This window comes from Pseudonocardia sp. (assembly GCF_050246655.1).
Lineage (GTDB): Bacteria > Actinomycetota > Actinomycetes > Mycobacteriales > Pseudonocardiaceae > Pseudonocardia.
In genome coordinates, this window is the sequence record NZ_JBFWVQ010000036.1 from 25,080 (window position 1) to 50,557 (window position 25,478).

Here is a 25,478-nt window from a genome sequence, read left to right on the forward strand (position 1 = left end):
GTGAAAGTCGGGGGGAGCAGATGCCGCGCACCGTCGTCGTCGCGAGGCCGCCGCGGGCCGTGCCGCGCCCACCGTCGGGTCGGCTCCAGCTGGAACCACCCCCGGAGCCGGAGCGGGTGGTGCCGACCGGGCTCGTGCAGCGGCTGCTGCCGGTGGTGATGATCGCGGGCTCGCTGGGGTTCGTGGCCGTCCTCGGTCCGTCGAACCCGACGTCATGGCTGTTCGGGGGCATGTTCGCGCTCTCGACGCTCGGGATGCTGCTCTCCGGCGCCGGACGCGGCGGCGGGGGTCGGCGGGCCGGGCTCGACGAGGACCGGCGCGACTACCTGCGCTACCTCGCCGTCCAGCGCAGGCGGGTGCGGGCGGTGGCGAGCGAGCAGCGGGCCGCGCTGGACGCCGTCCATCCCGACCCGGCGGCGTGGCCCGCGGTGCTCGCCGCGGGCCGGGTGTGGGAGCGCCGGGCGGACGACCCGGACTTCGGGCACGTCCGCATCGCGCGGGGCCCGCAGCGGCTGGCGGTGGAGCTCGTGGCGCCGCAGACCGGGCCCGTGGAGGGTGTGGAGCCGGTGACGGCCCGGGCGCTGCGGCGCTTCCTGGTGCGCAACGGGGTTGTCGAGGACCTCCCGGTGGCGCTCTCCCTGCGCGGTGGGATCGGCGGGGTCACGGTCTGGCTGGAGGAGGGCGATCCGGAGGCGGTGCGGGGGAGCGCCCGCGCCGCCGTGGCCCAGTACGTGCTCTGGCACGGTCCGGACGACGCGCTCGTCTGCGTGCTGGCATCCCCGGACCGCATGGCGGACTGGGACTGGGTGAAGTGGCTGCCGCACGCCGCGCACCCCGACCGCCGCGACACCCTCGGCCCGGTACGGATGATCACCTGCGATCCCGACGAGCTGCGCCGGTGGTGGGCCGGTGGGCGCGCGGCCACGCACCTGCTGATCGTGGTCGACGGGGTGGCCGACGGACCCGGCCCGTGGGCGTCGGCGGCGGGGATCTCGGTGCTGCGCGTCGGTACGCCGGTGGGGCGGCGGCCCGCGGCGTCGGTGGTGCGCGTGACGGTCGGGGCGGGGCGGCTGGAGCGCGCGGGTGGAACGTGGCTCGGGCGCCCGGACGCGATGACGGCGGCGGAGGCGCTCGCCCTCGCGCGGCGGCTGGCCCGGCTGCAGCCGGAGGGGGTGGACCCGACCGCCGAGGCACCGCGGGAGCGGGGGCTGCCGTCGCTGCTCGGCCTGGAGGGCACGGACGTCGCGGGGTTGCGCGCCCGCCGGGTGCCCGCGGACCGGCTGCGCGTGCCCGTCGGCGTGGACGAGCACGGTGCCCCCGTCCTGCTGGACCTCAAGGAGTCCGCCCACGGCGGCAGCGGGCCGCACGGGCTCTGCGTCGGCGCCACCGGCAGCGGGAAGTCCGAGCTGCTCAGGACGCTCGTGCTCGGTCTCGCCGCCACCCACGCCTCCGACGAGCTCAACCTCGTGCTCGTCGACTTCAAGGGCGGTGCCACGTTCCTCGGCCTCGCCGGGCTGCCGCACGTCTCCGCGGTGATCACGAATCTCGCCGAGGAGCTCACCCTCGTCGACCGCATGGGCGACGCCCTCGCGGGCGAGATCACCCGCCGCCAGGAACTGCTGCGGGCCGCGGGCAACCTCACCGGGGTCGCCGAGTACGCCGCCGCCCGCGCGCAGCGCCCCGACCTGCCGCCCCTGCCCGCGCTGCTCGTCGTCGTCGACGAGTTCTCCGAGCTGCTCGCGCAGCGGCCCGAGATGGTCGATCTCCTGGTCACCGTCGGGCGGCTGGGCCGCTCGCTCGGCCTGCACCTGCTGCTGGCCTCCCAGCGGCTGGACGAGGGGCGGCTGCGGGGGCTCGAGTCGCACCTGTCCTACCGGATCGCGCTGCGGACGTTCTCCGCCGCGGAGTCGCGCGCCGTCCTCGGGGTGCCGGACGCCCACCACCTGCCGCCGATGCCGGGGGCGGCGTTCCTCGCCACCGGCACGGACGAGCTGGTGCGCTTCCGGGCGGCGTACGTGTCGGGGGCCGCGGGCGCCGACCTCCCCGGCCCGCCGGGTCGTCGCAGGGCACATCTGTTCACGGCGGCTCCCGTGCCGTTGCCCGAGGAGACCCCGGACGGGCGGGCCGCCGGGCCGTCCGTGCTGGAGGTCCTCGGCGGGGCGCTCGCGGGCGGGCCACCCGCGCACCGCGTGTGGCTGCCGCCGCTCGACGAGCCCCCCGCGCTGGACACCCTGCCGGCCGCCGGCGGGGGTGGCCTGCGCGTCGCCGTCGGGCTCGTCGACCGCCCCTACCTGCAACGCCACGACCCGCTCGCGCTGGACCTCTCCGGGGCGGCCGGCCACCTCGCCGTCGTCGGCGGCCCGCGTTCGGGACGTTCGACGGCGCTCGCGACGGTGCTGCTCGGCCTCGCGCTCACCCACGATCCCGCCGAGGTGGGCGCGCACGTGCTGGACCTCGGTGGCGGCGTGCTGCGCGGGCTCGCGGGCCTGCCGCACGTCGGCACCGTGGCGGACCGCCAGGAGCCCGAGCTCGTCCGGCGCGTCGTCGCAGAGGTCACGGCGGCCGTGGACCGCCGCGAGCGGCTGTTCCGCGACGCCGGGGTGGCGTCGGTCGAGGAGTTCCGCGCCCGGCGGGCCGCCGGGGCGTTCGCCGACGAGCCGTGCACGGACCTGCTGCTCGTCGTCGACGGTCACCCGGTGCTGCGGGCCGAGTTCGAGGACGTCGAGGCGCGGCTGCTGCCGCTGGCCGCGAAGGGGCTGTCCTACGGGGTGCACCTGCTGCTCTCGGCGAACCGGTGGACCGACCTGCGGCCGGCGCTCAAGGACCTCCTCGGCAGCCGCGTCGAGCTGCGGCTCGGGGAGCCCGCCGAGTCCGAGGTCGACCGCCGCCGCGCCGCCGCCGTGCCGGCCCGCCCCGGGCACGGGCTGGCCTGCGACGGCGCACCGATGGTCCTCGCAGCACCGCGCACCACCGGCGCGGACACCGCCATGCTCGTCGCGAGCCTCGCCGAGCGGGCCGGGTCCGGGCTCGACCCCGTGCGGCTGCTGCCGGAACGGGTCGCCCCGGACGCGCTGCCGGCGGGCTCCGGCATCCCGCTGGGCCTGGACGAGGAGCGGCTCGGCCTCGTCGAGCTCGACCCCGCCGAGCCCCACCTCGTCTGCTACGCCGACGCCGAGTGCGGCAAGACGACGCTCCTGCGGCTGGTCGCCCGCGGGATCGTTGAGCGGTTCTCTGCCGAGGAGGCGCGCGTGGTCGTCGTCGACCACCGCCGCGGGCTGCTCGGCGCCGTCCCCGAGTCCCACCTGATCGGGTTCGCGAGCACCCCTGAGGCCACGGCCGCCGCCGCCCGCGACCTCGCCACGTCGTTGCGCAAGCGTCTACCCGGGCCCGGTGTCACCCCTCGTGAGCTGCGGGAACGCAGCTGGTGGAGCGGGCCGGACGTGTACCTGCTCGTCGACGACTACGACCTCGTCGCCCCGGCGGGTGCCGCCGCCGCGCATCCGTTGCTTCCGGTCGTGGAGCTGCTCGCGCAGGCCAAGGACGTCGGCCTGCACGTGGTGGTCGCCCGGCGCAGCGGCGGGGCGGGCCGGGCGATGTTCGACCCGGTCCTCGGGCGGCTGCGCGAGCTCGCCGCGCCGACGCTGGTGATGAGCGGCAGCCCGGACGAGGGTCCGCTCGCCGGCACCGTCAAGCCCGTCCCGCTGCCGCCCGGGCGGGGCACGCTGGTCGACCGCCGCCGCGGGACCCGGCGGGTGCAGCTGGCCTGGCTCGACCCGGACGACGGCGGTGGGGCGCGGTGAGCGGGATGCGGGTCGCGGTGCAGCCCGGCGCGTCGGCCGTGCGGATCGCGGCCGTCGACGACGGGGAGCCGTACGTGCTCGCCGAGGTGCCGGGGCCGGGCACGCGTGCCCGGGTGCGGGAGGTGCTGGCAGAGCTGCTCGGGCCGGACGTGGAGGAGCCGGACGGTCTCGTCGTGGTGCGCGACGGAGCGGACCCCGGGCGGCCGCTCCTGGCGGGTGCCCGGGAGGTGCAGGCCGCGTGGGCGGCCGTGTGGGGGACCGGGTCCTGCGAGGAGCGGTCGACCGGCCCCGGCCCGTGGCTCGTCGTGGACGGCGGTCATTCCGGGTCGACCGCGACCCTCGTCACGGCGGACGGCCGCTGCACGTCCCGGCGCTGCGATGCCGGTGGGGCGCGGCTCGACGAGGCGGTCGCGGCGATGCTGCGCACGCCCGGCGGGCCGGAGGTGCCGGTGGCCGTCGCGCGGCGGGCCCGGGAGTCCCTGTCGCTCCTGCCCTCGGTGTCCGTGCGCCCGCCGTCGGGCTCGCCGGTGCGGCTCTGCGCGCTGGAGGTGCGGGCCGTGCTGCGGCCGTTGCTCGCCGAGGTGGTCGCGACGGCGGTCACGCAGGCGGGTGCGGCGGCGGGCGCGCGGCCGGTGCCCGTGCTGCTCACCGGCGGGTTGGCCCGGACACCGCTGCTGGCGGAGATGCTCGACGCCGCCGGGATCGGGCCCGTGACGGTGGCGCGCCAGCCGGACGCCGTCGCGGTCCTCGGGGCGTTGCGGGCGGTCCCGGTCCCGGTCCCGGTCCCCGTCCCGGGCGCCGGACGCGCAACCGCGCCGGCACGGCGGCGGTTGGCGGGCGCGTGGCCGGGGTCCCCGCGGGGCGTGGGGACTCCCGCCGCGGGCCCGCTGCTGCGCTGGCTGCCTCCGCCTCCGCGCCGCCGTCATCGCGGGCCGACCGCGGTCGTCGCCGCCGTCACCGCGGTCGTGGCCGTGGCACTGCTCACCGTGCCGTCCGACCAGGGCGTCCCGGCCGGTGACGTCGTCGTCCAGTACGGATACGCGGTGCGCCTGCCCGAGGGCTGGGTGCACGCGGGCGGGCTCCCCGAACGCCGCCGGACCCTCCTCGCGCCTGCCGAGGCACCGGACGGATCGGACGTCGTGACCGTCGAACGCACCGTGCTCGGCTACGACCCCGTCGCCGAACCCGGGCGCGCCCTCGCGGACCTGCGCGCCGCGTTCGACGCCGCAGCGACCGCCGGTGCGCCGCTCGCGGACTTCGTCGCATCCGGCCGGTACGCGGGCCGCCCCGTCGCGACCTACCACCAGCACGGCCCGGACGGCCCCGTCGACTGGTACGTCCTGCTCGACGTCGCCGACCAGCTCAGCATCGGGTGCCGGCACACGCCCGCGGGCGCGGAGGCGGTCGCGCGCGCCTGCACGACGGTCGTCGGGTCCGCCCGGATCGGGGAGCGGACCGGCTGACCGTTCACGACCGCGAACCCTCGCGTCGCGAAACGCCGTGCCGGGCAGGCCCCGCCTGCGAGGTTGGGCCCGTTCCCGACCGGGGGCATCGGAGCAGAAGGAGCGGCGATGTCGCAGTTCACCACCACGACCGAGGAGATGGCGCAGGCCGCGCGGCACGTCAGAGCGGTCGACGAGGCCGTGCAGGGCGACCTCGCGAGCCTGCGCGGGCAGCTCGCGCCACTGGCCGGGGCTTGGCAGGGCGCGGCCGCCACGGAGTTCACCCGCCTGATGGCGCGCTGGGACACCAGTGCCGCCCAGCTCAACCAGGCGCTGCGCGACATCGGCGAGTCCATCGAGGGTTCGGCACGGGTGTACCAGGCCCAGGAGGACACGCAGGCCGCGAGCATGTCGACGATCACCGCCGCACTGGGCTGACGCTCCTTCGAGACGAGAGGACACCGACCGATGTCGACGATCAAGGTGACGTTCGCCGAGCTCGCGAACGCCCAGACCAGCCTCGCCGGCGCCGCCGGCCGCATGAACAGCCAGCTCGACGATCTCCGCGGCTACCTGCAGCCGCTCGTCGCCACGTGGCAGGGGCAAGCCGCCGAGCGGTACGCCGAGGCCCAGCGTCGCTGGGACGCCGCCGCGGCGGACCTCACGGCGGTGCTCGCCCGCATCGGCGGCGCAGTGGGGGCGGCGAACGACAGCTACCAGGAGGTGGAGCGCGCCAACGCGGCCCGCTGGGCGTGATGCGGGGTGCCCGCCGGTCCAGCAGGGGGCGTTGTGCACCCCGCCCGGACCGGCGGGTACCCTCGTAACTCGACGTGCGGCGGGTGGAAACCTGCGGCCGCTCCCACGCGGCTCGTCGGCCCGTTCTCGGACGGCGCCCAACCCTTCGCACCACGATCGGAAGCGATCACCCGGGCGAGTGTCGTCCGGGGGCTCGCCTCCGCCGCAGTACTGAGCCAGAGTGCCGATCGAGATTGCGACGAGGTAGGTCCGTGTCCACGTACAGCCCCAAGCCCGGCGACATCACGCGCGCCTGGCACGTGATCGATGCCACGGACGTCGTCCTCGGCCGTCTCGCCACCCATGCGGCCACGCTGCTGCGCGGTAAGCACAAGCCGACCTACGCCCCGCACATGGACACCGGCGACTTCGTCGTCATCGTCAACGCGGAGAAGATCGCGGTGTCGGGCAACAAGCGCACCGACAAGTTCGTGTACCGCCACAGCGGCTACCCGGGCGGCCTGCGCCAGCGCTCCGTCGGCGAGATGATCGAGAAGCACCCGGACCGGCTGGTCGAGAAGGCCGTCAAGGGGATGCTGCCGAAGAACCGGCTCGGCCGGGCGATGGGCAAGAAGCTGAAGGTCTACGCCGGCCCCACGCACCCGCACGGCGCGCAGAAGCCTGTCGAGTTCCAGATCACCCAGGTCGCGCAGTGACCTCGCCGACCGCCCAGCCAGAAGAGGGACAGCCCGTGAGCACGCCCGAGTACGAGTACGAGGCCGACGCGGAGGCCGTCGACGTCCCGGTCGAGGAGGTGGCTGACGCCCCGGCTGAGGACGTGGCTGACGCCTCGGTCGAGGAGGTGGCTGACGCCTCGGTCGAGGAGGTGGCTGACGCCCCGGTCGAGGACGTGGTCGAGATCGAGGTCGTCGCCCCGGTCGTGCTGTCGGGTCGCCCCGTGCAGACCGTCGGCCGCCGCAAGGAGGCCGTCGTCCGGGTGCGCCTGCTCCCGGGCACCGGCAAGTTCACGCTGAACGGCCGCACGCTGGAGCAGTACTTCCCGAACAAGCTGCACCAGCAGCTCGTCCGGGAGCCGCTGGTCACCGTCGAGAAGACCGAACGGTTCGACATCTTCGCCAACCTCACCGGCGGCGGCACGTCCGGCCAGGCCGGCGCGCTGCGCCTGGCCATCGCCCGGGCGCTCATCGAGGTCGACCCGGAGGACCGCCCGCCGCTGAAGAAGGCGGGCTTCCTCACCCGCGACCCGCGGGTCATCGAGCGCAAGAAGTACGGCCTCAAGAAGGCCCGCAAGGCACCGCAGTACAGCAAGCGCTGAGGGTGCGCAGGCTCTTCGGCACCGACGGCGTCCGCGGGCTCGCGAACGGCGAGGTCCTCACCCCGGAGCTCGCCCTGGGGCTTGCGGCGTCGGCGGCCCGGGTCCTCGCGGCGCACGACCGGTCGCACCGACCGGTCGCCGTCGTGGGGCGCGACCCGCGGGCCAGCGGCGAGATGCTGGAGGCGGCGGTCGTCGCCGGGCTGGCCTCGGCCGGTGCGGACGCGCTCCAGGCCGGTGTCCTGCCGACCCCGGCCGTCGCGTTCCTGGTGGACGCGCTGGGTGCCGATCTCGGTGTGATGATCTCCGCGTCGCACAACCCGATGCCCGACAACGGCATCAAGCTCTTCGCGACGGGCGGCCACAAGCTGCAGGACGCGTTGGAGGCCGAGGTCGAGGCGGGGCTCTCCGGGGTTCACGAGCGCCCGACCGGTGCAGCCGTCGGCCGCGTCCGCGAGCTGCCGGACGCCCTCGACCGCTACGTCACCCACCTGCTCGCCGCCGTCCCGACGCGCCTGGACGGGCTGACGGTCGTCGTGGACTGCGCACACGGGGCGGCGTCCGCCGCCGCGCCCGAGGCTTACCGCCGGGCCGGTGCGCAGGTCGTCGCGTTGCACGCGGAGCCGGACGGGCTCAACATCAACGACGGAGTGGGGTCCACGTACCTCGGGCCACTGTGCGCGGCCGTGCGAGCCCACGGCGCCGATCTCGGCATCGCGCACGACGGCGACGCGGACCGCTGCCTCGCCGTGGACGCCACGGGAGCAGTGGTCGACGGCGACCAGATCATGGCCGTGCTCGCCGTCGCGATGCGCGAGGCCGGGGAGCTGGTCGCGGACACCCTCGTCGCCACCGTGATGAGCAACCTGGGGCTGCATCTCGCGATGCGCGAGGCCGGGATCGCGGTGCGCACCACCGCCGTCGGGGACCGGTACGTGCTGGAGGAGCTGCGCGCGGGCGGGTTCTCGCTCGGCGGTGAGCAGTCCGGGCACGTCGTGCTGCCGAGCTTGTCCACCACCGGGGACGGCCTGCTCACCGCGCTGCGCCTGATGGCGCGGATGGCGGCCACCGGGTCGTCGCTGGCCGAGCTGGCCGGGATCGTCACCCCGCTGCCCCAGGTGCTCGAGAACGTCCGGGTCGGCGACAAGGCGGCCGTCGCGGCGTCCGCGGACGTCCGGGCCGCGGTGGCGGCCGCCGAGGCCGAGCTGGGCGACACCGGACGGGTTCTCCTGCGGCCGTCGGGCACCGAGCAGCTCGTGCGGGTGATGGTGGAGGCGCCGACGCCGGAGCAGGCGAAGGCGACGGCCCTGCAGTTGGCCGAGGTGGTCGCCGCGGCGGGCTGACCGCCGGGGAGGTCGGTGGCTCGTCGGCGCGCGGCCGCCGAGCGTGACCTCAGTCGATCCCCGTCCTGCGCGGGTGCACGGTCGATGGTTCCCCGGCCGGTGGGTGGTGGATTCGGCGCGAGTTCCGCCGTTCCGCCCCGCGGTCGGCACCCGGTGCGCCACGATCCGGCCATGAACCGCCCCGATGTCCACCGCGACCCCGACGAGATCCGCGCAGCCGCCGCGGCTGTGGCTCGCGTGCTCGACGAACTCCGGCCCCTGCTGGCCGTCCGGCCCTCGCCCTGCGAGGGTCCGGTCGCCGCCGCCGGGCAGGAGCAGGTGCGCGTCGTGGCCGGGCACGTCGTGGCGGAGCTGGAACTGCTGGAGGCCGTGGCGCGGCACTGCGCCGGTGCCGCCGTCGCCGACCACGACGCCGCGCGGTCCATGCGCATGCTGGACCAGCCGTGATCGATCCGGACGACGTGGTCGGATGGCTGCGGGAGTGCAGCGTCCGGCTGATGCGGGCCGCGGAGGAGATCGGACGGATCGCCGACCGCGTCGAGCGGTCCTGGGCGGACGAGCAGGGCCGGGAATGGGGCGATCGGGCGGGGCTCGTCCGGCGCCGGCTGGACCGCGAGGCCGTCGCCTGCCGGGAGCTGGCCGACCAGGTCGCCCGCACGGAGCCGGGTGAGGAGGGTGCCGGCCCCGTCCTGGGGTCGACGGCGGCGCGGCGCGTGGACGCCGGCCGGGGGATGCGGATCGCCGTGCTCGGCGACGCCGACCGCGGTGTCCGCGGGGGCTGAGCGCTGCTCCGGCGGACCGAGATGTGCGCGGGCCGGCGTGCTGCGCCGGTGGTGGCGACCGCGACGTCCACCAGGCCGGGCGGGCTGGCGGGATGCGGAACTCGCGGTGGTGAGATGCGCAACTCGCGCTGGCGGGATGCGCAACTCGCGGTGGTGAGATGCGCAACTCGCGGGTCAGGCCGGACCGGCCGGTCAGGCTGTGGCGACCCGAGCGGCCGGGTGGTGCAGCACCGTGCCGGAGATCTTGCCGTCGACCAGCGCCTCGGTGCGCCGCTCGCCGCACAGGTGGGTGAGCAGGAACGCGGTGACGAGCGCGCGCGTGAGGGCACGGACCTTGGCGTTGGGCTTCCCCGCGAGCACGAGGTCGCTCCAGTGGACGCCGTCGAGGAAGCCCGTGTGGCTCGCCTTGGTGATGGTCCTCAGCCAGACGGGTCCGCCCGCCGCGGCGGTGATGGGCTCGGCGTGCCCGGCGGGCGGGGTGACGGTGTCCTTGCCCGCGGCGATGTGCAGCGTCGGCACCGTGACGGCGCGGGCGGCGTCCAGCGTCCCCGGGTGCGTGTACGCGGGCGCGAGCGTGACCACGGCGGCCACCCGCGGGTGCCCGGCTGCCGCCATGAGGGCGGCACCACCGCCCAGGCCGTGGCCCGCGAGGGCGGTACGCCGGGCGTCCACGCTGATGTGGCCGTCGCCGAGCCGGACACCAGCGCAGACCTCGAGGGTGGAGCGCAGGTCCGCGGCGAAGGCGTGGTGGCTGGGCATGAGACCGCGGTGACTGTTCGGCGCGGCGGCGACGATGCCCCAGGACGCGAGATGGCGCAGGAGGTCGACGTAGCGATCGGCGGGCTGCAGCCAGTCGTGGCCGAACGCGACGGCGGGCAGCCCGTAGCCCTCCGCGGGGGCGAAGAGGATGCCGGGGATGCCGACGATGCCGAGATCGCCGCGGAGGACCTCGAGAGGCCCGGGGCGCGCGAGCGTTGCGACGGCGTCCTTGATGGAGCTGGCCTCGGGGGGCCGGATCGACGCGCGCGTCCTGGTCACAGCCAGGCACCGTAGTCCCGCCGAGAAGGGGGCGCCTACTGTGGTCGCCGGTAACACCGCCGGACGTCACCGCGATCGACGAACCGTCCGGCGTACGGGACGAAGGATTGCCATGCTGACGACCTGCTCGATCGGCCCAGCGATCGGCCGCACCGCTGTGGCCCTGTGCCTGGTGCTCGCGTTCGCCGGATGCGGCCGCGACGCGGTTCCCGCCCAGCAGATCGAGCAGGAGATCCACAAGCTGGTGCTGCGCGCGGACGGCCGCCCGGCCGCGGACGTCAGCTGCCCCGAGCCCTTGCCCACGCGGTCGGGCAGCTCGATCCGCTGCATGGTGCGCCTCGACGACGGTCAGGTCTACGGGGTGACGGTCAAGCTGCGCTCCGTCGAGGGCAACCGGACGAACTACGACATCGAGGTCGACGAGACGCCCACCACCACCTGAGGGTCTCAGGGCCGCAGGATCACGCAGCTGCTGGTGGCGTGGGCGCACAGCCGTCCCTCGCCGTCGGTGAGGCGGGCTTGTGCCAGGGCGGTGCGGGCGCCGAGGTGCAGCACCGTGCCCTCGCACCGGACGGTGCCGCTGCCACTGCGCAGCGGCCGCAGGAACTTCACCGAGAGGTCGAGGCTGGTGTAGGCCACCCCGGCGGGGAGCATGCTGTGGACGGCGCAGCCCGCCGCGGAGTCGAGCAGGGTGGCGTAGACGCCGCCGTGCACGGAGCCGATGGGGTTGTAGTGGTGGTCGGCCGGATCGAGCCCGAAGACGACGCGGCCGGGCTCGACCTCGAGCAGCGTCATCCCGAGGGTGGTCGCGATCGGGGCCGGCGGCAGCTCGCCCGCGGCGAGGAGGCGCAGGAACGTCACGCCGTCGAGGTCGCGTGCGGCGGCGGCGGTGATCGCCGGATCCCGCCATTCGTGGCTGCGACGGTGCACCCGGTCGTCGATCGAGGTCATGGACGGCCACGGTACGTGTCCTGAGTTTCTTTGTGCAACCCACGACGGGTAGGCTGCACGCATGGATCCGCGCGACCTCGAGAGCACCCGCTGCTCGATCGCCCGCACTGCCGCGCTGGTCGGTGACGCGTGGACGGTGCTCGTCCTGCGGGACCTGTTCAACGGCATCCGCCGGTTCGACGATCTCGCCCGGCACCTGCGCATCGCCCGCAACGTCCTCACCCGCCGGCTCGCCGCGCTCACGGCCGCGGGGTTCGTCGAGCGCGTCCCGTACCGCGAACCCGGCCGCCGCGAGCGCCACGAGTACCGCCTCACCCCGGCGGGGCGCGACCTGCGGCCGGTCCTGATCGCGATGCTGGAGTTCGGCGACCGCCATCTCGCGGGGGACGACGGCCCGCCCGTCACGATCGAGCACGCCGGCTGCGGCGCTGCCGTGCACGTCGAGCTGCGGTGCGCCGAGGGGCACCTCGTCGAGCCGGCCACCAGGCTGCGGACGCTGCCCGGTCCGGGAGCGCTCGTCGGCTGATCGGTACGGCGCGCGGGGGGTAGCGTCCGCCGGGTGCGTGGAGTGTGGACGTCCGGGCAGGTGCGCGAGGCGGAGGAGGTGCTGCTCGCCCGCACGCCCGAGGGGGCGCTCATGCGGCGCGCGGCGTTCGGCCTGGCGGTGCGGGCGCGGCGGATGCTCGCCCGGTCCGGCGGGCAGCAGGTCGCGCTGCTCGTCGGGGCCGGGAACAACGGCGGGGACGCGCTGTGGGCCGGGTACGAGCTGCGCCGCCGCGGGATCGCCGTCACGGCGGTGCTCCTCGACCCGCAGCGCGCGCACCCCGCGGGACTCGCTGCGCTGCGCCGGGCCGGGGGTCGGGTCGTGGCGGCGGACGGCCCCGGTGCGGGCGGTGGCCGTGGCGAGGGCGGTGGCCCTGGCGAGGCGCGCGAACGGCGCGAACGGGAAGACCTAGCTCCAGTACGTGCCGTTCGCGCGGGCGTGGCGGGTGCGGGCGTGGCGGGTGCGGGCGTGGCGGGTGCGGGAGGCCCGGGTGCGGCCGCCGGGGTGCTGCGGCGCGCCGATCTCGTCGTCGACGGCATCGTCGGCATCTCCGGGCGCGGGCCGCTGCGCGAGCGAGCTGCCACCCTCGTCGCGGCCGTGACGGCGCCGATCCTCGCCGTCGACCTGCCCAGTGGGGTCGATCCCGACACGGGCGCCGTCGACGGGCCCGCGGTGACCGCCACCGAGACCGTGACGTTCGGCGCGCTCAAGCCCGTGCACGTGCTGGCGGCGGCGCGCTGCGGCCCGGTGCACCTGGTCGACATCGGGCTGGCGCCGCACCTGCCGACGCCGCATGCCGAGGTCCTGGAGGCGGCGGACGTCGGTGCGCGCTGGCCGGTGCCGGGACCGGCGGACGACAAGTACACCCAGGGCGTCACCGGGATCGCCGCGGGCTCGGCGACCTACCCCGGTGCCGCCGTGCTCGCCACCGGCGCGGCGGTGCTCGCCACCAGCGGCATGGTGCGGTTCGCGGGCAGCGCCGCGGACGGCGTGCGGGCCGCCTGGCCGGAGGTCATCGCCACGGACTCGATCGCGGCGGCGGGCCAGACCCAGGCCTGGACGGTCGGCCCGGGCTCGGGCACCGGGGACGACGGCGCCGCCCTGCTCGCCGCCGTCCTGGAGCACGACGTCCCGGCCTGCGTGGACGCCGACGCGATCACGGTGCTCGGTACGCACCCCGCGCTGCGGGAGCGGATCCGGGGCCGGGAGATCCTGCTGACGCCGCACGACCGGGAGTTCGCGCGGGTCGCGGGGGAGGTCGGGCCGGACCGGATCGCGGCGGCCCGCCACGCTGCGGCGCAGCTGGGGGTGACCGTGCTCCTCAAGGGCAACGCCACCGTCGTCGCGGACCCGGACGGGCGGGCGCTCGTCCACCCGTCCGCGACGTCCTGGGCCGCGACGGCGGGTTCGGGGGACGTGCTGTCGGGGATCGTCGGCGCACTGCTCGCGGCCGGGCTTGGCCCGTGGTGGGCGGGTGGCTGCGCGACCTACCTGCACGGGGTGGCGGCCGCCCTCGCCGCCGACGGTGCGCCCGCCCCGGCGTCGGCGATCCAGCACGCGATCCCGGCGGCGATCCGCCGGGTCCGCCGGGCCGACGGCGTCCACCCCGTCCACGACGTGACAACATGGACTAAGCGCTAGACTAAGTCCATGGCGGAGTTCGGCGTCCACGAGGCGAAGACGCACTTCTCGAAGCTGCTGGAGCGGGCGCTCGCGGGCGAGGAGATCATCATCACCCGGTCGGGTGAGCCGCTGGTGAGGCTGGTGCCCGCGCAGCGCAAGAAGAAGCCGAACTTCGGTTTCGCCAAGGGCACGGTGCGCATGGCCGACGACTTCGACGAGATCCCCGAGGAGTTCGGGCCGTACCTCACATGAGACTGCTCCTCGACACCAACGTCGTGCTGATGCTCTCCGACGATCCCGCGCTGCTGCGGCCCGAGGTCGTGGAGCTGCTCGAAGCGGACGAGACGGTCATGCTGCTCTCCGCCGTCGTCCCCTGGGAGGTGGCGATCAAGTGGCGGATCGGCAAGCTCGAACTGGCGCATCATCCTCGTGACTGGACACGAGCGGTGCGTGACGGGTTCGGCGTGCGGCCGGTGCCGATCACGTACGAGCACGTCGTCGGGGTCGCCGACCTGCCGCCGCACCACAGCGACCCCTTCGACCGGCTCCTGATCGCCCAGGCCCGGGTGGAAGGTGTGCCGATCGTCACGGCGGACCGCAACATCCCGAGGTACGACGTGGAGACCCTCGCCGCCGTCTGACCGGTCACCGCGGCGTGTCGGTGCCGGATGCCATGATGGCGGCCATGACCGAACCGGCTGCTGAGGCGGTCGTCGACCTCGCGGCCGTCCGGCACAACGTCGCGGTGCTCGCCGAGGCGGCCTCCGGCGCCGCGGTGATGGCCGTGGTGAAGGCGGACGGCTACGGCCACGGCGCCGTCCCCGTGGCGCGGGCCGCGCTCGCGTCGGGCGCCTCCTGGCTCGGCGTCTGCACGCTCGACGAGGCGCTGGACCTGCGCGAGGCGGGGATCACCGCGCCCGTGCTGTCGTGGCTGCACCTGCCGGGCGAGGACTTCGCGCCCGCGGTGGCCGCCGGGGTCGACCTGTCGGTGTCCTCGCGCGCGCACCTCACCGCCGTCCTGGCCGGGGCGGGCGCGGCGGGCCGTCCGGCGCGGCTGCACATCAAGGTCGACACGGGGCTCTCGCGCAACGGCGCACAGCCCGGCGACCTCCCGGCGCTGCTGGACGACGCCGCGAAGGCGGCCGCGGACGGGTCGGCCGAGGTCGTCGCCGTGTGGTCGCACCTCGCGCACGCCGACGCGCCGCACCACCCCACCCTGGACGTCCAGGCGGCCCGGCTCGACGCCGCCTGGCAGGCCGCCCGCGAGCGCGGGCTCTCGCCGATGCGCCATCTCGCGAACTCCGCGGCCACGCTCACCCGCCCGGACCTGCACTTCGACCTGGTCCGCCCGGGTATCGCCGTCTACGGGCTCGATCCGCTGGCCCGCCCGGTCACCGAGACGCCGTTGCGCCCGGCGATGACGTTCCGCACGCGGGTGGCGCTGGTCAAGCGGGTCCCCGAGGGCGAGGGCGTGTCGTACGGCCACGAGTGGACCACGCCCACCGAGCGCACGCTCGCGCTGCTCCCGGTGGGATACGCGGACGGCGTCCCGCGTCGACTCGCCGCGCGGGGCCGGATGCGCGTGTGGCTCGCGGGCCGGTCGCGGCCGGTGGTCGGCCGGGTGTGCATGGACCAGGTGGTCGTGGACTGCGGGGACGGCGGCGACGAGGTGCGCCCGGGCGACGTGGCGCTGCTGTTCGGCACGGGCGAGCACGGCGAGCCCACCGCCCAGGAGTGGGCGGACGAGCTCGGCACGATCCACTACGAGGTGGTCACCGGGGTGCACGGGCGGCGGGTGCACCGCACCGTTCTGGGGTCGCCGTGAACCGCCTCCTCTGGGGGGTGGTCGCCGGCGTGGCGGGCGCCGTGGGCGTCGCCGCCGGGGCGGCGGCCCACCATCAGGGCAAGATCGTCTCGGAGCGCCGCAGGCTGGCCACCGAGCTCACCCTGGGCGGCGAGGAGCCGGGCACGCAGCCGCCGGGCGAGCAGTCCTCGGTCACCGCGGACGACGGGGTCCGCCTCGCCTGCGAGGAGATCGCGCCCGCTGGCGGGCGCCGCCCGGTGGTCACGGTCGTGCTGGTGCACGGGTTCGCGCTGGACCGGCGCACCTGGCACTTCCAGCGCACGCTGCTCGCGGACCTGGCAGAGCTGCCGGTCCGCCAGGTGCTCTACGACCAGCGCAGCCACGGACGCTCCGAACGTGCCCCCCGCGAGAGCTGCACGATCGACCAGCTCGGCCGCGACCTGGACGCCGTGGTCCGCGCCCTCGCACCGGAGGGCCCGCTGGTGCTGGTGGGCCATTCCATGGGCGGTATGACGATCATGGCGCTGGCCGAGCAGCGGCCGGAGCTGTTCACCGACCGGGTCGTCGGGGTGGCGCTGGTGGCGACGTCGGCGGGCGAGGTGATCGGCGGCGGGCTGCAGAAGGCGCTGCTGTCGCACCGCAACCCGCTGTTGCGCGGGGTGGGCCTGCTGGCCCGCGTGCAGCCGTCGCTGGTGGAGTTCGTGCGCCGGGGCCTGAGCGACATCATCTGGGTGATCACCCGCAGCTACGCCTACGGCGACCGCACGGTCGACGGCTGGCTGGTCGACCTCGTCGACACGATGATCAGCGCGAACGCCGTGGACGCGCTCACGGACTTCGTCGACGCCGTCGGCAGCCACGACCGCGTCGCGGCGTTGCCCGCGCTGGCGAGCTGCGAGGTGGTGGTGATCGCGGGTGACGCGGATCGCGTCATCCCGTTCTCGCACAGCGAGGTGATCGCGGCCGAGCTGCCGCGGGCGCGGCTCGTGCGGGTGCCTGGGGTCGGACACATGCCGATGCTGGAGCGCCCGGCCGACGTGGACGAGGCGCTGGTGGAGCTCTTGCGACGCAGCGGAAGGCGGACGGGGTCGATCGTGCGGCGATGGCGGAGGCGGGCGTGAGCGGGTTCGACTCGGCGGCAGAGCTGCCGACCCCGGAGGACACCGAGGAGCTGGGCGCGCGGCTGGGCGCCACGCTCACGGCGGGCGATCTCGTGGTCCTCTCCGGGCCGCTCGGCGCGGGCAAGACGGTCTTCGTGCGCGGGCTCGCCCGGGGCCTGGGCGTGACCGGCGCGGTGACGTCCCCGACGTTCGTCATCGCCCGCGAGCACCGGCCCGCCCCCGGGTCGCGGGGGGTGCCGCTGGTGCACGTGGACGCGTACCGGCTCGGGATCGCCTCGGGGACGGGCGGTGGCGCGGCCATCGCGGACGAGCTGGACGACCTCGATCTCGACACCCCGCTCACCGGCGCCGTCGTCGCCGTGGAGTGGGGGGAGGGCGTGGCCGAGCGGCTGTCGGCCGAGCACGTGCTCGTGCGGCTGGAGCGGCGGCCCGACGACGTCCGGGTCGCCACCGTGGAGCGCGTGCGGGGCTGAGCCCTGCGCGCCACCGGAGCCGGGCCCTCGGAACGCCGCGGCCGCCGCGGCGGCCGGTCGGGGGCAGCGCGCAGCCTCGCAGGGTGGTGGTGCGCGTCGCAGGGTGGTGGTGCGCGTCGCAGGGTGGCGCTACCCCTCGCAGGGGCTGCGGCCTCTGCGAGGCGTGTCTGGGGCCTGCGAGCATCGCTGGATCGGGCCTGGCCGGGGCCCGCGGCCAGGCGTCCGGCCGGACGCTCGTAGGCTCAACGGTCGTGTTCGTCCTGGCCATCGACACCGCCACCTCCGCCGTCGTCGCCGGCATCGTCGAGCTGACCGGCTCCGGGCTCGCGGTGCGGGCGGAGAAGGTCGCGCACGACACCCGCAAGCACGGTGAGCTGCTGGTCCCGGGCCTGCTGGCGGCGTGCGCGGAAGCCGGGATCACGCTGCGGGACGCGGGCGCGGTCGTCGTGGGGCGGGGGCCGGGTCCGTTCACGGGCCTGCGCGTCGGGATGGTGACCGCTGCGGCGCTCGGGGACGCGCTGGACGTCGGGGTGTACGGGGTCTGCTCGCTCGACGCGATCGCCTGCGACGTGCCCGCCGCCACGGGCCCGGAGCGGTTCGCCGTGATCACCGACGCCCGGCGGCGTGAGGTCTACTGGGCCGTCTACGACGGCGGCAGGCGGCTCTCCGGCCCGCACGTGGATCCGCCGGCCGTGGCGGCCCAGGAGATGGCGGAGCTGGAGGTGGCGGCCGCGGCGGGCTCGGTCGCGCACGTCGAGGCGCTGGGGCTCGCGTTCCTGGAGCCCGCCTTCCCCTCGCCCGCGGGTCTCGTCGGGGCGGCGGCGTCCGTGCTGCGGTCCGGCACGCCCCCGCAGCCGCTCGTTCCGCTCTACCTGCGCCGTCCGGACGCCGAGGTGCCCGGCGAGCGCAAGCGGGTGACGGCGTGAAGGCGACGGTGATCGTGGACGCGCTGACCCCCGCCGACGCCCCGCGGTGCGCCGAGCTGGAACAGATCTTGTTCCCCGGCGACGACCCGTGGAGCGCCCGCGCCTTCCTGGACGCGCTGGCGTGGAGGCACCCGTATCTCGCGGCGCGGAGCGCAGGCGGAGCGCCCATCGGCACGGCGCGGAGCGCAGGCGGAGCGCCCATCAGTACCGCGCGGAGCGCAGGCGGAGCGCCCATCAGTACCGCGCGCGAGGGCGACCTCCTCGTCGGCTACGCGGGCATCGGCTTCGTCGCGGGTCCCCCGGACGCCGAAGCCGAGGTGCACACGATCGGTGTCGACCCGGCGTTCCAGGGGCGCGGCATCGGCCGCGCCCTGCTGCGCGGGCTGCTCGCGATCGCTGACGAGGCGCACGCCACGGTGTTCCTGGAGGTCCGCACCGACAACGACGTGGCGCGGGGGCTCTACGAGTCGGAGGGGTTCGCGGTCGTGGGGCTGCGGCGCCGCTACTACCGCCCCAGCGGGGCGGACGCGCACACGATGCGGAGGGACGCCCGGTGATCGTCCTGGGGATCGAGACCTCGTGCGACGAGACCGGCGTCGGGATCGTGCGGGTCACCGACGGCGCGCCGGAGCTCCTGGCCAACGAGATCGCCTCCTCGGTGGACGAGCACGCCCGCTTCGGCGGGGTGGTCCCGGAGGTGGCGTCGCGGGCGCACCTGCAGGCGATGGTGCCCACGGTGCACCGGGCGCTGGAGAAGGCCGGGCTGCGCGGCCGCGACGTCGGCGCCGTCGCCGTGACGGCCGGGCCGGGGCTCACGGGAGCGCTGCTGGTCGGGGTCGCGGCGGCGAAGGCGTACGCCGCGGCGTGGGACGTCCCGCTCTACGGGGTCAACCACCTCGCGGCCCACGTCGCCGTCGACACCCTGCAGAACGGCCCGCTGCCGCCGTGTCTGGCGCTGCTCGTCTCGGGCGGGCATTCGAGCCTGCTCGACGTGCCGGACATCGCCGGGCCGGTCACGCCGCTCGGCGCCACGATCGACGACGCGGCGGGCGAGGCGTTCGACAAGATCGCCCGCCTGCTCGGGCTCCCGTTCCCCGGCGGCCCGCACATCGACAGGGTCGCGCAGGAGGGCGACCGGGCGGCGGTCGCGTTCCCGCGCGGGCTCACCGGCCCGCGCGACGCTCCGTTCGACTTCTCGTTCTCGGGCCTGAAGACCGCCGTGGCCCGCCACGTCGAGACGCTGGAGCGCGACGGCGTGCCGATCCCCGTGGCGGATGTGGCGGCAAGCTTCCAGGAGGCGGTCGTGGACGTGTTGACCGCGAAGGCGGTGCGTGCCGCCCGGGAGCGCGGGACGGGGACGCTGCTGCTCGGCGGCGGGGTGGCGGCGAACTCCCGGTTGCGGGCGCTGGCCCTGCAGCGCTGCGAGGCCGCCGGGATTGTCCTGCGGGTGCCCCGGCCGGGCCTGTGCACGGACAACGGCGCGATGGTGGCCGCGCTCGGCGCGCACCTCGTGGCGGGCGGGGCGGCGCCGTCCGCGCTGGACCTGCCCGCGGACTCGTCCCTGCCGGTCACCGAGGTGCTCGTCGCCCCATGATCACCGTCTCCGGTGCAGGACGCTCGGATGCGAACGCTGTGCACCGCTCACGGTGATCATGCTCGGAGCAGCGGGTGCGGCTCGTACGCCGTCGGGATCGAGACGATCGGCTCGTCGGGGGTCACGTCCTCGCGGCGGTGCGCGACGGCGCGCACGTAACCGAGCGTGCGGCCGCAGTCCGCGGTGAGCGCGGCGATCTCGACATGGTTGTCCGGCGCGACGGTGTGCTGCCAGTCCAACCAGCGCCGCCAGCCCCCGGTCATCGTGTCGGCGAGCGCGACGTCGACCAGCCCGCTGCGCTCCCAGTGCGTTCGCCACCAGTCCGCGGAGTGCAGGCAGGCCATGCTCGGCTCCCACCAGTCGCGCAGGTGGGACGGCACCTCCGCGATCTCGTGCGTGAGCCCCGCGCCTGCGATCGCGATCGGCCCGCCGGGGACGACGAACCGCGCGAGGGAGTTGAGGTAGAGGTCGTCGGTGCCGTAGTAGACGAACGAGTCGATGCTGACGACGGCGTCGAAGAACCCGGCGGCGAACGGCAGGCTGCGGGCGTCGGCGTGGATCGGGAAGACGCCGTCCGCGACCCCGGCGTCGCGGATCCGCGCGGCCCGCTCGTCGACGCCGAACCAGAGATCGACCGCCCACACCTGGACGCCGAACTCGCGGTGCAGGAACACCGAGGACCCGCCCCGGCCGCAGCCGAGGTCGAGCACGCGCATCCCGGGCCGCAGCTCCAGTGCCTCGGTGAGCCACTCGGTGAGCCACAGGGAGTTCGCGCCGCCGCTGACGGCCGCGGTGATCCAGGTGGGGTCGTAGCCGGAGCTTCGGGGGAAGTCGGGGTGGCGGAGGAGGTCGTCGGTCACGTCTGTTCCTCGCTGACGCTCGTCACCGCCGTGCCCGGCGGTGCTGTGTCTGATGGCGACCTCGCAAGCATGGTCACATCCTGGGGAACGGTGCGGGGCGATCCCTGGTTCACGCAGGGCGCAGCCCCGGCCGCCCGTCCGCCACGGCGAAGGTGGCCGCCGTCGCCACCGGGGCGCCCGGCCGGGAGACGTAGGGCAGCGTCCGGAACTCCACCCGCACCTCGGTGGGCGTGAACCGGGTGCGGACGTAGCCGCGGCGGTCGGCGAAGTACCGCAGGTGCGGGTTGAGGTGCAGCCACGACGGCGGGACGTCGGAGCCGTCTCCGCCGGAGCTGATCGACGTCGTCACGATCTCCGACGCGACGACCGGCGCCGGGACGTCCCAGCGGCGATGCACGTCGGCGGCCCGGCACGAGTGCACGTCCCCGGTGAGGATGACGGCGTTGCGCACACCGGCGAGCGCGTCCGCGATCCGGTCCCGGGACGCCGGGAAGCCGTCCCAGGCGTCGGGGTTGCCGGTCCGGGAGGGCTCGGCGAGGCGGGCGAAGAACACCTGCTGGGCCAGCACGTCCCAGCGGGCGGACGAGGCGGCGAGGCCGTCGGTGAGCCAGCGTTCCTGCGCGGGCCCCAGGAGGTCGCCCGGCGTGCGGTACCGGCGGGTGTCGAGCAGGTGCACCGTCGCGAGCGCCCCCCAGCCCATCCGCCGGTACAGGACGCTCGACGGCCGCAGCGGCAGGTTCTCCCGGTAGGCCTGCAGGCCCGCCGTGCGGCGGGCGGCGAAGCCCGGGTCGGGGACGGCGGGCCGGTCGCCCGCCCAGTCGTCGGCGACCTCGTGGTCGTCGTACACGGCGAGCCACGGCGCGGCGGCGTGGGCGGCCTGCAGGTCCGGGTCGCTGCGGTACTGCGCGTGGCGCACCCGGTAGTCCGCGAGCGTGCGCGCCTCCCCGCCGGTGTGCAGCCGGACGCTCCCGCTCGCCACGCGGTACGCCCCCGGCGCCTCCTCGTAGATGTAGTCCCCGAGGTGCAGGACGAGATCGGGCGCGTCCTGCGCCAGGTGGCGGTAGGCGGTGTAGTAGCCGTGCTCGTACTGCGCGCACGACGCGACGCACACCGTGAGCGGCGTGAGCGAGCCGGGTGCGGGCGTCGTGCGGGTGCGACCCGCGGGCGAGAGCGCGCCACCGGCGCGGAAGCGGTAGAAGTACTCGCGGCCCGCCGAGAGCCCCGCGACCTCGACGTGCACCGCGTGCCCCCGCTCCGGCCCCGTCGTCGCGGTCCCGGAGGCGACGACGCGGGCGAAGCGGTCGTCCTCGGCGAGCTGCCACTGCACGTCCGTGCGCCGTGCCCCGAGCCCGCCGAGGCCGTCCGGCGCGAGCGGGTCGGTGGCCAGCCGCGTCCAGAGCAGGACGCCGTCCGGGGTGGGGTCGCCGGACGCGACGCCGAGGGTGAACGGATCGCCCGCCGCGCAGCCCGCGAGCACCAGGAGAGCAGCGGCCCGCAGCACCGTCCGCCGTCCCACCCGAGGCGCTCCCACCGCCGCGAGCGTGCCATGCCTGCCAGGTTTCGGGGGTGTTTCGCCGCGCAGGTGGACGGGGTTTGAGACGTTGGCACTCGCATGGGTAGAGTGCCAAGCGCACGGCCGGACCCGGCCCCCCGACACCGCGACGGCGGGTGGCCGCGGGGTCCGGTCGCGAGTACCCATACAGCCCGAGAAGCACGCACCCCAGGAAGGGGAGGTCATCAAGTGGCGAACATCAAGCCGCTCGAGGACAAGATCGTCGTCCAGGCCAGCGAGGCGGAGACCACCACGGCGTCCGGGATCGTCATCCCCGACACCGCCAAGGAGAAGCCCCAGGAGGGCAAGGTGCTCGCGGTGGGCCCGGGCCGCGTGGACGACAACGGCAAGCGCATCCCGCTCGACATCAGCGTGGGTGACGTCGTCATCTACTCGAAGTACGGCGGCACCGAGGTCAAGTACAACGGCGAGGAGTACCTCATCCTCTCCGCCCGCGACGTCCTCGCGGTCGTCAACTAGTCACCGCCTCCGCCGCCCCGCGCGGTCCGACCCACGGGCCGTCCGGGGCGGCGCCGTCCGCCTGAAGGAAGGCAGCAGATGGCGAAGCAGATCAGCTTCGACGAGCAGGCGCGGCGGGCGCTGGAGCGCGGGGTGAACCGGTTGGCCGATGCGGTCAAGGTCACCCTCGGCCCCCGCGGCCGTCACGTCGTGATCGACAAGAAGTTCGGCGCGCCGACCGTCACCAACGACGGCGTGACCATCGCTCGCGAGATCGACCTCGAGGACCCGTTCGAGAACCTCGGTGCCCAGCTCGCGAAGACCGCCGCGACGAAGACGAACGACGTCGCGGGCGACGGCACCACCACCGCCACGGTGCTCGCCCAGGCCCTCGTGGCCGCCGGGCTGCGCAACGTGGTCGCTGGTGCCAACCCCATGGCCCTCGGCGCGGGCATCGCGAAGGCCGCCGAGGCGGTCAACGAGTACCTCGCCAAGAAGGCCACCCCGGTCGAGGGCAAGACCCACATCGCGCAGGTCGGCACCATCGCCTCGCGCGAGTCCGAGATCGGCGACCTGATCAGCGAGGCCCTCGAGGCCGTCGGCAAGGACGGCGTCATCACGATCGAGGAGGGGTCCACCCTCGCGACCGAGATGGAGCTGACCGAGGGCCTGCAGTTCGACAAGGGCTACCTCTCGCCGTACTTCGTCACCGACACCGAGTCGATGGAGGCCGTGCTCGAGGACGCCTACGTCCTGCTGCACCGCGAGAAGATCTCGGCGATCACCGACCTGCTCCCGGTGCTGGAGAAGGTTCTCGCCGACGGTCGGCCGCTGCTGATCGTCGCGGAGGACGTCGAGGGCGAGGCGCTGTCGACGATCGTCGTCAACTCCATCCGCAAGACGATCAAGGTCGCCGCGGTCAAGTCGCCGTTCTTCGGCGACCGGCGCAAGGCGTTCATGGACGACCTCGCGATTGCCACCGGCGGCACCGTGATCAACCCCGATGTCGGCCTCAAGCTCACCGAGACCGGGCTGGACATGCTCGGCCGGGTGCGCCGGGCCGTGATCACCAAGGACACCACCACCCTCGTCGAGGGTGGCGGCTCCAAGGACGCGGTCGACGGCCGCATCGCCCAGCTCAGGGCCGAGATCGAGGCGTCTGACTCCGACTGGGACCGCGAGAAGCTGCAGGAACGGCTGGCCAAGCTGGCCGGCGGCGTCGCGGTGATCAAGGTCGGCGCGGCCACCGAGACCGCCCTCAAGGAGCGCAAGCACCGCATCGAGGACGCGGTGTCGGCCACCCGGGCCGCGGTCGAGGAGGGCGTCGTCCCCGGCGGGGGCACGGCGCTGGTGCACGCCATCGAGGCGCTGGAGGGCAACCTCGGGCTCAGCGGTGACGAGGCCACCGGCGTGGGCATCGTGCGCACGGCGCTCACCGCGCCGCTGCACTGGATCGCCGCCAACGGCGGGCTCGAGGGCCCGGTCGTGGTGTCGAAGGTCGCCGAGCAGGAGTGGGGCCAGGGCTTCAACGCCGCCACCCTCACCTACGGCGACCTGGTCGCCGACGGCGTGATCGACCCTGTCAAGGTCACGCGTTCGGCCGTGGTGAACGCCGCGTCGATCGCGCGGATGGTGCTCACGACCGAGAGCGCCGTGGTCGACAAGCCCGAGCCGCCCGCCCCCGCACCTGCGGGCGGTCACGGCCACGGGCACGGGCACTGACCCGCCCGGGACAGAGATCACCCATTCGAGCGGCATTCCGTTCCGGATTCCACCGGAACGGAGTGCCGCTCGGTCGTTACTCACTGTGTGGAGCTACTTGACGCTGCGTTCGGGGGTGTTCCCGGCGCGGTGGTGACGCCGCCCCCCGGGGCTGCGCCGGACCGGCGTTGGCTCGCTGCCGTGGTGCTGGGCGGGCAGGGGCGCTACGCCGCAGCAGCCACCCTGCTCGGCGGGCTCCTCGCGGACCGCACCGTACCGACGGCGCTCGCCGCGCACGCCGCCGTCACGCTCGGGGCGCACCGGCGCCAGCTGGGCGGCCACGCCGCGGCGCGGCGCTGGGACGCCCTGGGGCTTCGGCTGGCCGTGGCGGCGTGCCGGGACGGGCGCGACGCCCGCCCGGGTGCCTGCGCGTCCCTCGCGGGCCCGGGTGCGGGCCCGTCGGCGGCGGGCTCGCGCGCAGGCCTCGATGCGGGCTCGGCCCGGATCGACGCGCTCGTCGGTCTCGCCGCCGACGCGCTGGGCGCCCTCGACCTCACCGGCGCACGCCGCCTGCTCGCGGCCGCGGACCGGCTGCTCGCCGAGGTGCCGCCCGGTCTCCCCGCACCGGCCGCCGGAGCGGCGGTCCCCCGGCCGCGCGCGGCGCCGGGCTCTCCCGTGCCTGGCTTCCGCGTGCCCGGCCCTCCCTTGCCCGGTTTCGTCGCGCCCGGTTTCGTGGCGCCCGGCTCCGGCGTGGCCGGTTCCCCGGTGCCGGCGTCACAGACCTGGCGCCCCCGCATCCGGGCGCACTGGGTGCTGGCCGAGCTGGCACTGCTCGAGGGCCGCGCCGCGGAGGCGGTCGCGCCGGCGGAGGCGGCCCTGGCCGCGGCACGCGGGGCGGGCGCGCTGCGCCATGTCCTCAAGTCGCGGATCGTGCTCGCGGTGGCCCGCGCGGCCGCCGATCCGGCGTCGGTCCCGGACGCGGTGGACGAGCTCACCACCGCCCGTGACGAGGCGGCCGATCACAGACTGCTGCCACTCGTGTGGCCCGCCGCTCTCGCGGCCGCGGATCTCCTGCGACACGCGGATCCGCAGGCCGAAAGTGGCATGCGTCACACCGCAATGCACACGGTGAGCGTCCTGAAGGGCTACGCCGACCCGGTCGGCAGGCGCCTGATGGGGGAGTCCGTGTGGGTTCCGCGAGTGGCAGTGGGTAGTCTGACTGCTCCATTCGGACTCTCGTCACCCACTTGACGAGTGCCGCTCGGCGACGGGTTCTCGAATGGAGGGCACATCAGCGCCCTGATCGTGTCAAGGTAAGGCCAGGTCACCCGCCGATGGGGGGTGACACATCACCCGGCTGCAGGAAGCTGCAGGAAGGATTCCTCGTGACGACGGTA

27 protein-coding genes are annotated in these 25,478 nt (G+C 75.3%); 23 read left to right on the forward strand and 4 right to left on the reverse strand.

All coding sequences use genetic code 11. The features are described 5' to 3' along the window. Positions 1-20 precede the first annotated feature (20 nt). The 9 genes from eccCa (at position 21) to AB7J25_RS14045 (ending at position 9,435) form a co-directional block, all read left to right on the forward strand. A complete protein-coding gene (gene eccCa, locus AB7J25_RS14005; RefSeq protein ID WP_428508956.1) occupies positions 21-3,800 on the forward strand; it encodes a type VII secretion protein EccCa in 3,780 nt (1,259 codons plus the stop codon). Positions 3,801-3,805: 5 nt separating this feature from the next. Next, positions 3,806-5,263, forward strand: a complete 1,458-nt coding sequence (locus AB7J25_RS14010) for a type VII secretion-associated protein (RefSeq protein ID WP_428509011.1) — start codon at positions 3,806-3,808, stop codon at positions 5,261-5,263. Between the two features lie 108 nt (positions 5,264-5,371). Then, positions 5,372-5,680 (forward strand): WXG100 family type VII secretion target, encoded by a 309-nt coding sequence (locus tag AB7J25_RS14015; protein WP_428508958.1) that lies wholly within the window; start codon positions 5,372-5,374, stop codon positions 5,678-5,680. Between the two features lie 30 nt (positions 5,681-5,710). Next, positions 5,711-5,998, forward strand: coding sequence for a WXG100 family type VII secretion target (locus AB7J25_RS14020; protein WP_428508960.1), 288 nt, complete (start codon positions 5,711-5,713; stop codon positions 5,996-5,998). 251 nt (positions 5,999-6,249) lie between these two features. Beyond that, positions 6,250-6,693, forward strand: a complete 444-nt coding sequence (rplM, locus tag AB7J25_RS14025; RefSeq protein WP_428508962.1) for a 50S ribosomal protein L13 — start codon at positions 6,250-6,252, stop codon at positions 6,691-6,693. 194 nt (positions 6,694-6,887) lie between these two features. Next, positions 6,888-7,313 (forward strand): 30S ribosomal protein S9, encoded by a 426-nt coding sequence (gene rpsI, locus AB7J25_RS14030; RefSeq protein ID WP_428509013.1) that lies wholly within the window; start codon positions 6,888-6,890, stop codon positions 7,311-7,313. Positions 7,314-7,315: 2 nt separating this feature from the next. Then, a complete protein-coding gene (gene glmM, locus AB7J25_RS14035) occupies positions 7,316-8,653 on the forward strand; it encodes a phosphoglucosamine mutase (protein ID WP_428508964.1) in 1,338 nt (445 codons plus the stop codon). Between the two features lie 171 nt (positions 8,654-8,824). Beyond that, positions 8,825-9,100 carry a hypothetical protein gene (locus tag AB7J25_RS14040; protein ID WP_428508966.1) on the forward strand — a complete coding sequence of 92 codons (276 nt, stop codon included), beginning with the start codon at positions 8,825-8,827 and terminating at the stop codon, positions 9,098-9,100. Then, on the forward strand, positions 9,097-9,435 hold the full coding sequence (locus AB7J25_RS14045) for a hypothetical protein (protein ID WP_428508967.1): 339 nt from the start codon (positions 9,097-9,099) through the stop codon (positions 9,433-9,435). Before AB7J25_RS14040 ends, AB7J25_RS14045 begins: the two co-directional genes overlap by 4 nt. Before the next feature lie 192 nt (positions 9,436-9,627). Here AB7J25_RS14045 and AB7J25_RS14050 read toward each other — a convergent pair whose 3' ends face one another. Continuing rightward, positions 9,628-10,473, reverse strand: coding sequence for a dienelactone hydrolase family protein (locus tag AB7J25_RS14050; RefSeq protein ID WP_428508969.1), 846 nt, complete (start codon positions 10,471-10,473; stop codon positions 9,628-9,630). Positions 10,474-10,585: 112 nt separating this feature from the next. Between AB7J25_RS14050 and AB7J25_RS14055 the strand changes: the two genes are divergently transcribed. Then, positions 10,586-10,915 (forward strand): DUF4333 domain-containing protein, encoded by a 330-nt coding sequence (locus AB7J25_RS14055; RefSeq protein WP_428508971.1) that lies wholly within the window; start codon positions 10,586-10,588, stop codon positions 10,913-10,915. A 5-nt stretch (positions 10,916-10,920) separates the two neighbouring features. Here the strand turns inward: AB7J25_RS14055 and AB7J25_RS14060 are convergent, their stop codons facing one another. Continuing rightward, positions 10,921-11,424, reverse strand: a complete 504-nt coding sequence (locus AB7J25_RS14060; RefSeq protein ID WP_428508973.1) for a PaaI family thioesterase — start codon at positions 11,422-11,424, stop codon at positions 10,921-10,923. Positions 11,425-11,485: 61 nt separating this feature from the next. Here AB7J25_RS14060 and AB7J25_RS14065 point away from each other — a divergent pair, with 61 nt between their 5' ends. The 10 genes from AB7J25_RS14065 to tsaD all read left to right on the forward strand — a co-directional run bounded on the left by AB7J25_RS14065 (position 11,486) and on the right by tsaD (position 19,509). Continuing rightward, positions 11,486-11,950, forward strand: a complete 465-nt coding sequence (locus AB7J25_RS14065; RefSeq protein ID WP_428508975.1) for a winged helix-turn-helix transcriptional regulator — start codon at positions 11,486-11,488, stop codon at positions 11,948-11,950. A 33-nt stretch (positions 11,951-11,983) separates the two neighbouring features. Next, positions 11,984-13,609, forward strand: a complete 1,626-nt coding sequence (locus tag AB7J25_RS14070) for a bifunctional ADP-dependent NAD(P)H-hydrate dehydratase/NAD(P)H-hydrate epimerase (RefSeq protein ID WP_428508977.1) — start codon at positions 11,984-11,986, stop codon at positions 13,607-13,609. 9 nt (positions 13,610-13,618) lie between these two features. After that, positions 13,619-13,843 carry a type II toxin-antitoxin system Phd/YefM family antitoxin gene (locus AB7J25_RS14075; protein ID WP_428508979.1) on the forward strand — a complete coding sequence of 75 codons (225 nt, stop codon included), beginning with the start codon at positions 13,619-13,621 and terminating at the stop codon, positions 13,841-13,843. Continuing rightward, positions 13,840-14,232 carry a type II toxin-antitoxin system VapC family toxin gene (locus tag AB7J25_RS14080; protein WP_428508981.1) on the forward strand — a complete coding sequence of 131 codons (393 nt, stop codon included), beginning with the start codon at positions 13,840-13,842 and terminating at the stop codon, positions 14,230-14,232. Before AB7J25_RS14075 ends, AB7J25_RS14080 begins: the two co-directional genes overlap by 4 nt. A gap of 35 nt (positions 14,233-14,267) precedes the next feature. Next, positions 14,268-15,416: an alanine racemase gene (gene alr / locus AB7J25_RS14085; protein ID WP_428508983.1), complete on the forward strand. Its 1,149-nt coding sequence runs from the start codon at positions 14,268-14,270 to the stop codon at positions 15,414-15,416. After that, entirely contained in the window at positions 15,413-16,516 is a 1,104-nt protein-coding gene (locus AB7J25_RS14090; protein ID WP_428508985.1) for an alpha/beta fold hydrolase, read from the forward strand. Before alr ends, AB7J25_RS14090 begins: the two co-directional genes overlap by 4 nt. Beyond that, positions 16,513-16,989 (forward strand): tRNA (adenosine(37)-N6)-threonylcarbamoyltransferase complex ATPase subunit type 1 TsaE, encoded by a 477-nt coding sequence (tsaE, locus tag AB7J25_RS14095; RefSeq protein ID WP_428508987.1) that lies wholly within the window; start codon positions 16,513-16,515, stop codon positions 16,987-16,989. The genes AB7J25_RS14090 and tsaE overlap by 4 nt, the downstream gene beginning before the upstream one ends. 251 nt (positions 16,990-17,240) lie before the next feature. Next, complete coding sequence (gene tsaB, locus AB7J25_RS14100) at positions 17,241-17,915, forward strand: tRNA (adenosine(37)-N6)-threonylcarbamoyltransferase complex dimerization subunit type 1 TsaB (RefSeq protein ID WP_428508989.1); 675 nt, start codon at positions 17,241-17,243, stop codon at positions 17,913-17,915. Further along, on the forward strand, positions 17,912-18,472 hold the full coding sequence (gene rimI, locus AB7J25_RS14105; protein WP_428508991.1) for a ribosomal protein S18-alanine N-acetyltransferase: 561 nt from the start codon (positions 17,912-17,914) through the stop codon (positions 18,470-18,472). The genes tsaB and rimI overlap by 4 nt, the downstream gene beginning before the upstream one ends. After that, positions 18,469-19,509 carry a tRNA (adenosine(37)-N6)-threonylcarbamoyltransferase complex transferase subunit TsaD gene (gene tsaD / locus AB7J25_RS14110; protein WP_428508993.1) on the forward strand — a complete coding sequence of 347 codons (1,041 nt, stop codon included), beginning with the start codon at positions 18,469-18,471 and terminating at the stop codon, positions 19,507-19,509. The genes rimI and tsaD overlap by 4 nt, the downstream gene beginning before the upstream one ends. A 56-nt stretch (positions 19,510-19,565) precedes the next feature. On the opposite strand, the gene AB7J25_RS14115 is transcribed toward tsaD, so the two are convergent. Continuing rightward, a complete protein-coding gene (locus AB7J25_RS14115) occupies positions 19,566-20,369 on the reverse strand; it encodes an SAM-dependent methyltransferase (protein WP_428508995.1) in 804 nt (267 codons plus the stop codon). Between the two features lie 109 nt (positions 20,370-20,478). Continuing rightward, entirely contained in the window at positions 20,479-21,885 is a 1,407-nt protein-coding gene (locus AB7J25_RS14120) for an alkaline phosphatase D family protein (protein WP_428508997.1), read from the reverse strand. Positions 21,886-22,110: 225 nt separating this feature from the next. On the opposite strand from AB7J25_RS14120, the gene groES reads away from it, so the two are divergent. The 3 genes from groES (at position 22,111) to AB7J25_RS14135 (ending at position 25,332) form a co-directional block, all read left to right on the forward strand. Continuing rightward, complete coding sequence (gene groES / locus AB7J25_RS14125; RefSeq protein WP_428508999.1) at positions 22,111-22,401, forward strand: co-chaperone GroES; 291 nt, start codon at positions 22,111-22,113, stop codon at positions 22,399-22,401. Positions 22,402-22,479: 78 nt separating this feature from the next. Beyond that, positions 22,480-24,102, forward strand: a complete 1,623-nt coding sequence (gene groL, locus AB7J25_RS14130) for a chaperonin GroEL (RefSeq protein ID WP_428509001.1) — start codon at positions 22,480-22,482, stop codon at positions 24,100-24,102. Positions 24,103-24,234: 132 nt separating this feature from the next. Next, a complete protein-coding gene (locus AB7J25_RS14135; protein WP_428509003.1) occupies positions 24,235-25,332 on the forward strand; it encodes a hypothetical protein in 1,098 nt (365 codons plus the stop codon). The last annotated feature ends 146 nt before the right edge of the window (positions 25,333-25,478 follow it).

What these genes read in the sequence shown, in the direction of transcription:
- AB7J25_RS14040 (WP_428508966.1), top strand. Translation starts at nt 8,825, where the DNA reads ATGAACCGCCCCGATGTCCACCGCGACCCCGACGAGATCCGCGCAGCC.
- AB7J25_RS14075 (WP_428508979.1), top strand. Translation starts at nt 13,619, where the DNA reads ATGGCGGAGTTCGGCGTCCACGAGGCGAAGACGCACTTCTCGAAGCTG.
- eccCa (WP_428508956.1), top strand. Translation starts at nt 21, where the DNA reads ATGCCGCGCACCGTCGTCGTCGCGAGGCCGCCGCGGGCCGTGCCGCGC.
- groL (WP_428509001.1), top strand. Translation starts at nt 22,480, where the DNA reads ATGGCGAAGCAGATCAGCTTCGACGAGCAGGCGCGGCGGGCGCTGGAG.
- AB7J25_RS14060 (WP_428508973.1), bottom strand. Translation starts at nt 11,424, where the DNA reads ATGACCTCGATCGACGACCGGGTGCACCGTCGCAGCCACGAATGGCGG.
- AB7J25_RS14010 (WP_428509011.1), top strand. Translation starts at nt 3,806, where the DNA reads ATGCGGGTCGCGGTGCAGCCCGGCGCGTCGGCCGTGCGGATCGCGGCC.
- AB7J25_RS14065 (WP_428508975.1), top strand. Translation starts at nt 11,486, where the DNA reads ATGGATCCGCGCGACCTCGAGAGCACCCGCTGCTCGATCGCCCGCACT.
- alr (WP_428508983.1), top strand. Translation starts at nt 14,268, where the DNA reads ATGGCGGCCATGACCGAACCGGCTGCTGAGGCGGTCGTCGACCTCGCG.
- AB7J25_RS14020 (WP_428508960.1), top strand. Translation starts at nt 5,711, where the DNA reads ATGTCGACGATCAAGGTGACGTTCGCCGAGCTCGCGAACGCCCAGACC.
- AB7J25_RS14055 (WP_428508971.1), top strand. Translation starts at nt 10,586, where the DNA reads ATGCTGACGACCTGCTCGATCGGCCCAGCGATCGGCCGCACCGCTGTG.
- AB7J25_RS14080 (WP_428508981.1), top strand. Translation starts at nt 13,840, where the DNA reads ATGAGACTGCTCCTCGACACCAACGTCGTGCTGATGCTCTCCGACGAT.
- AB7J25_RS14015 (WP_428508958.1), top strand. Translation starts at nt 5,372, where the DNA reads ATGTCGCAGTTCACCACCACGACCGAGGAGATGGCGCAGGCCGCGCGG.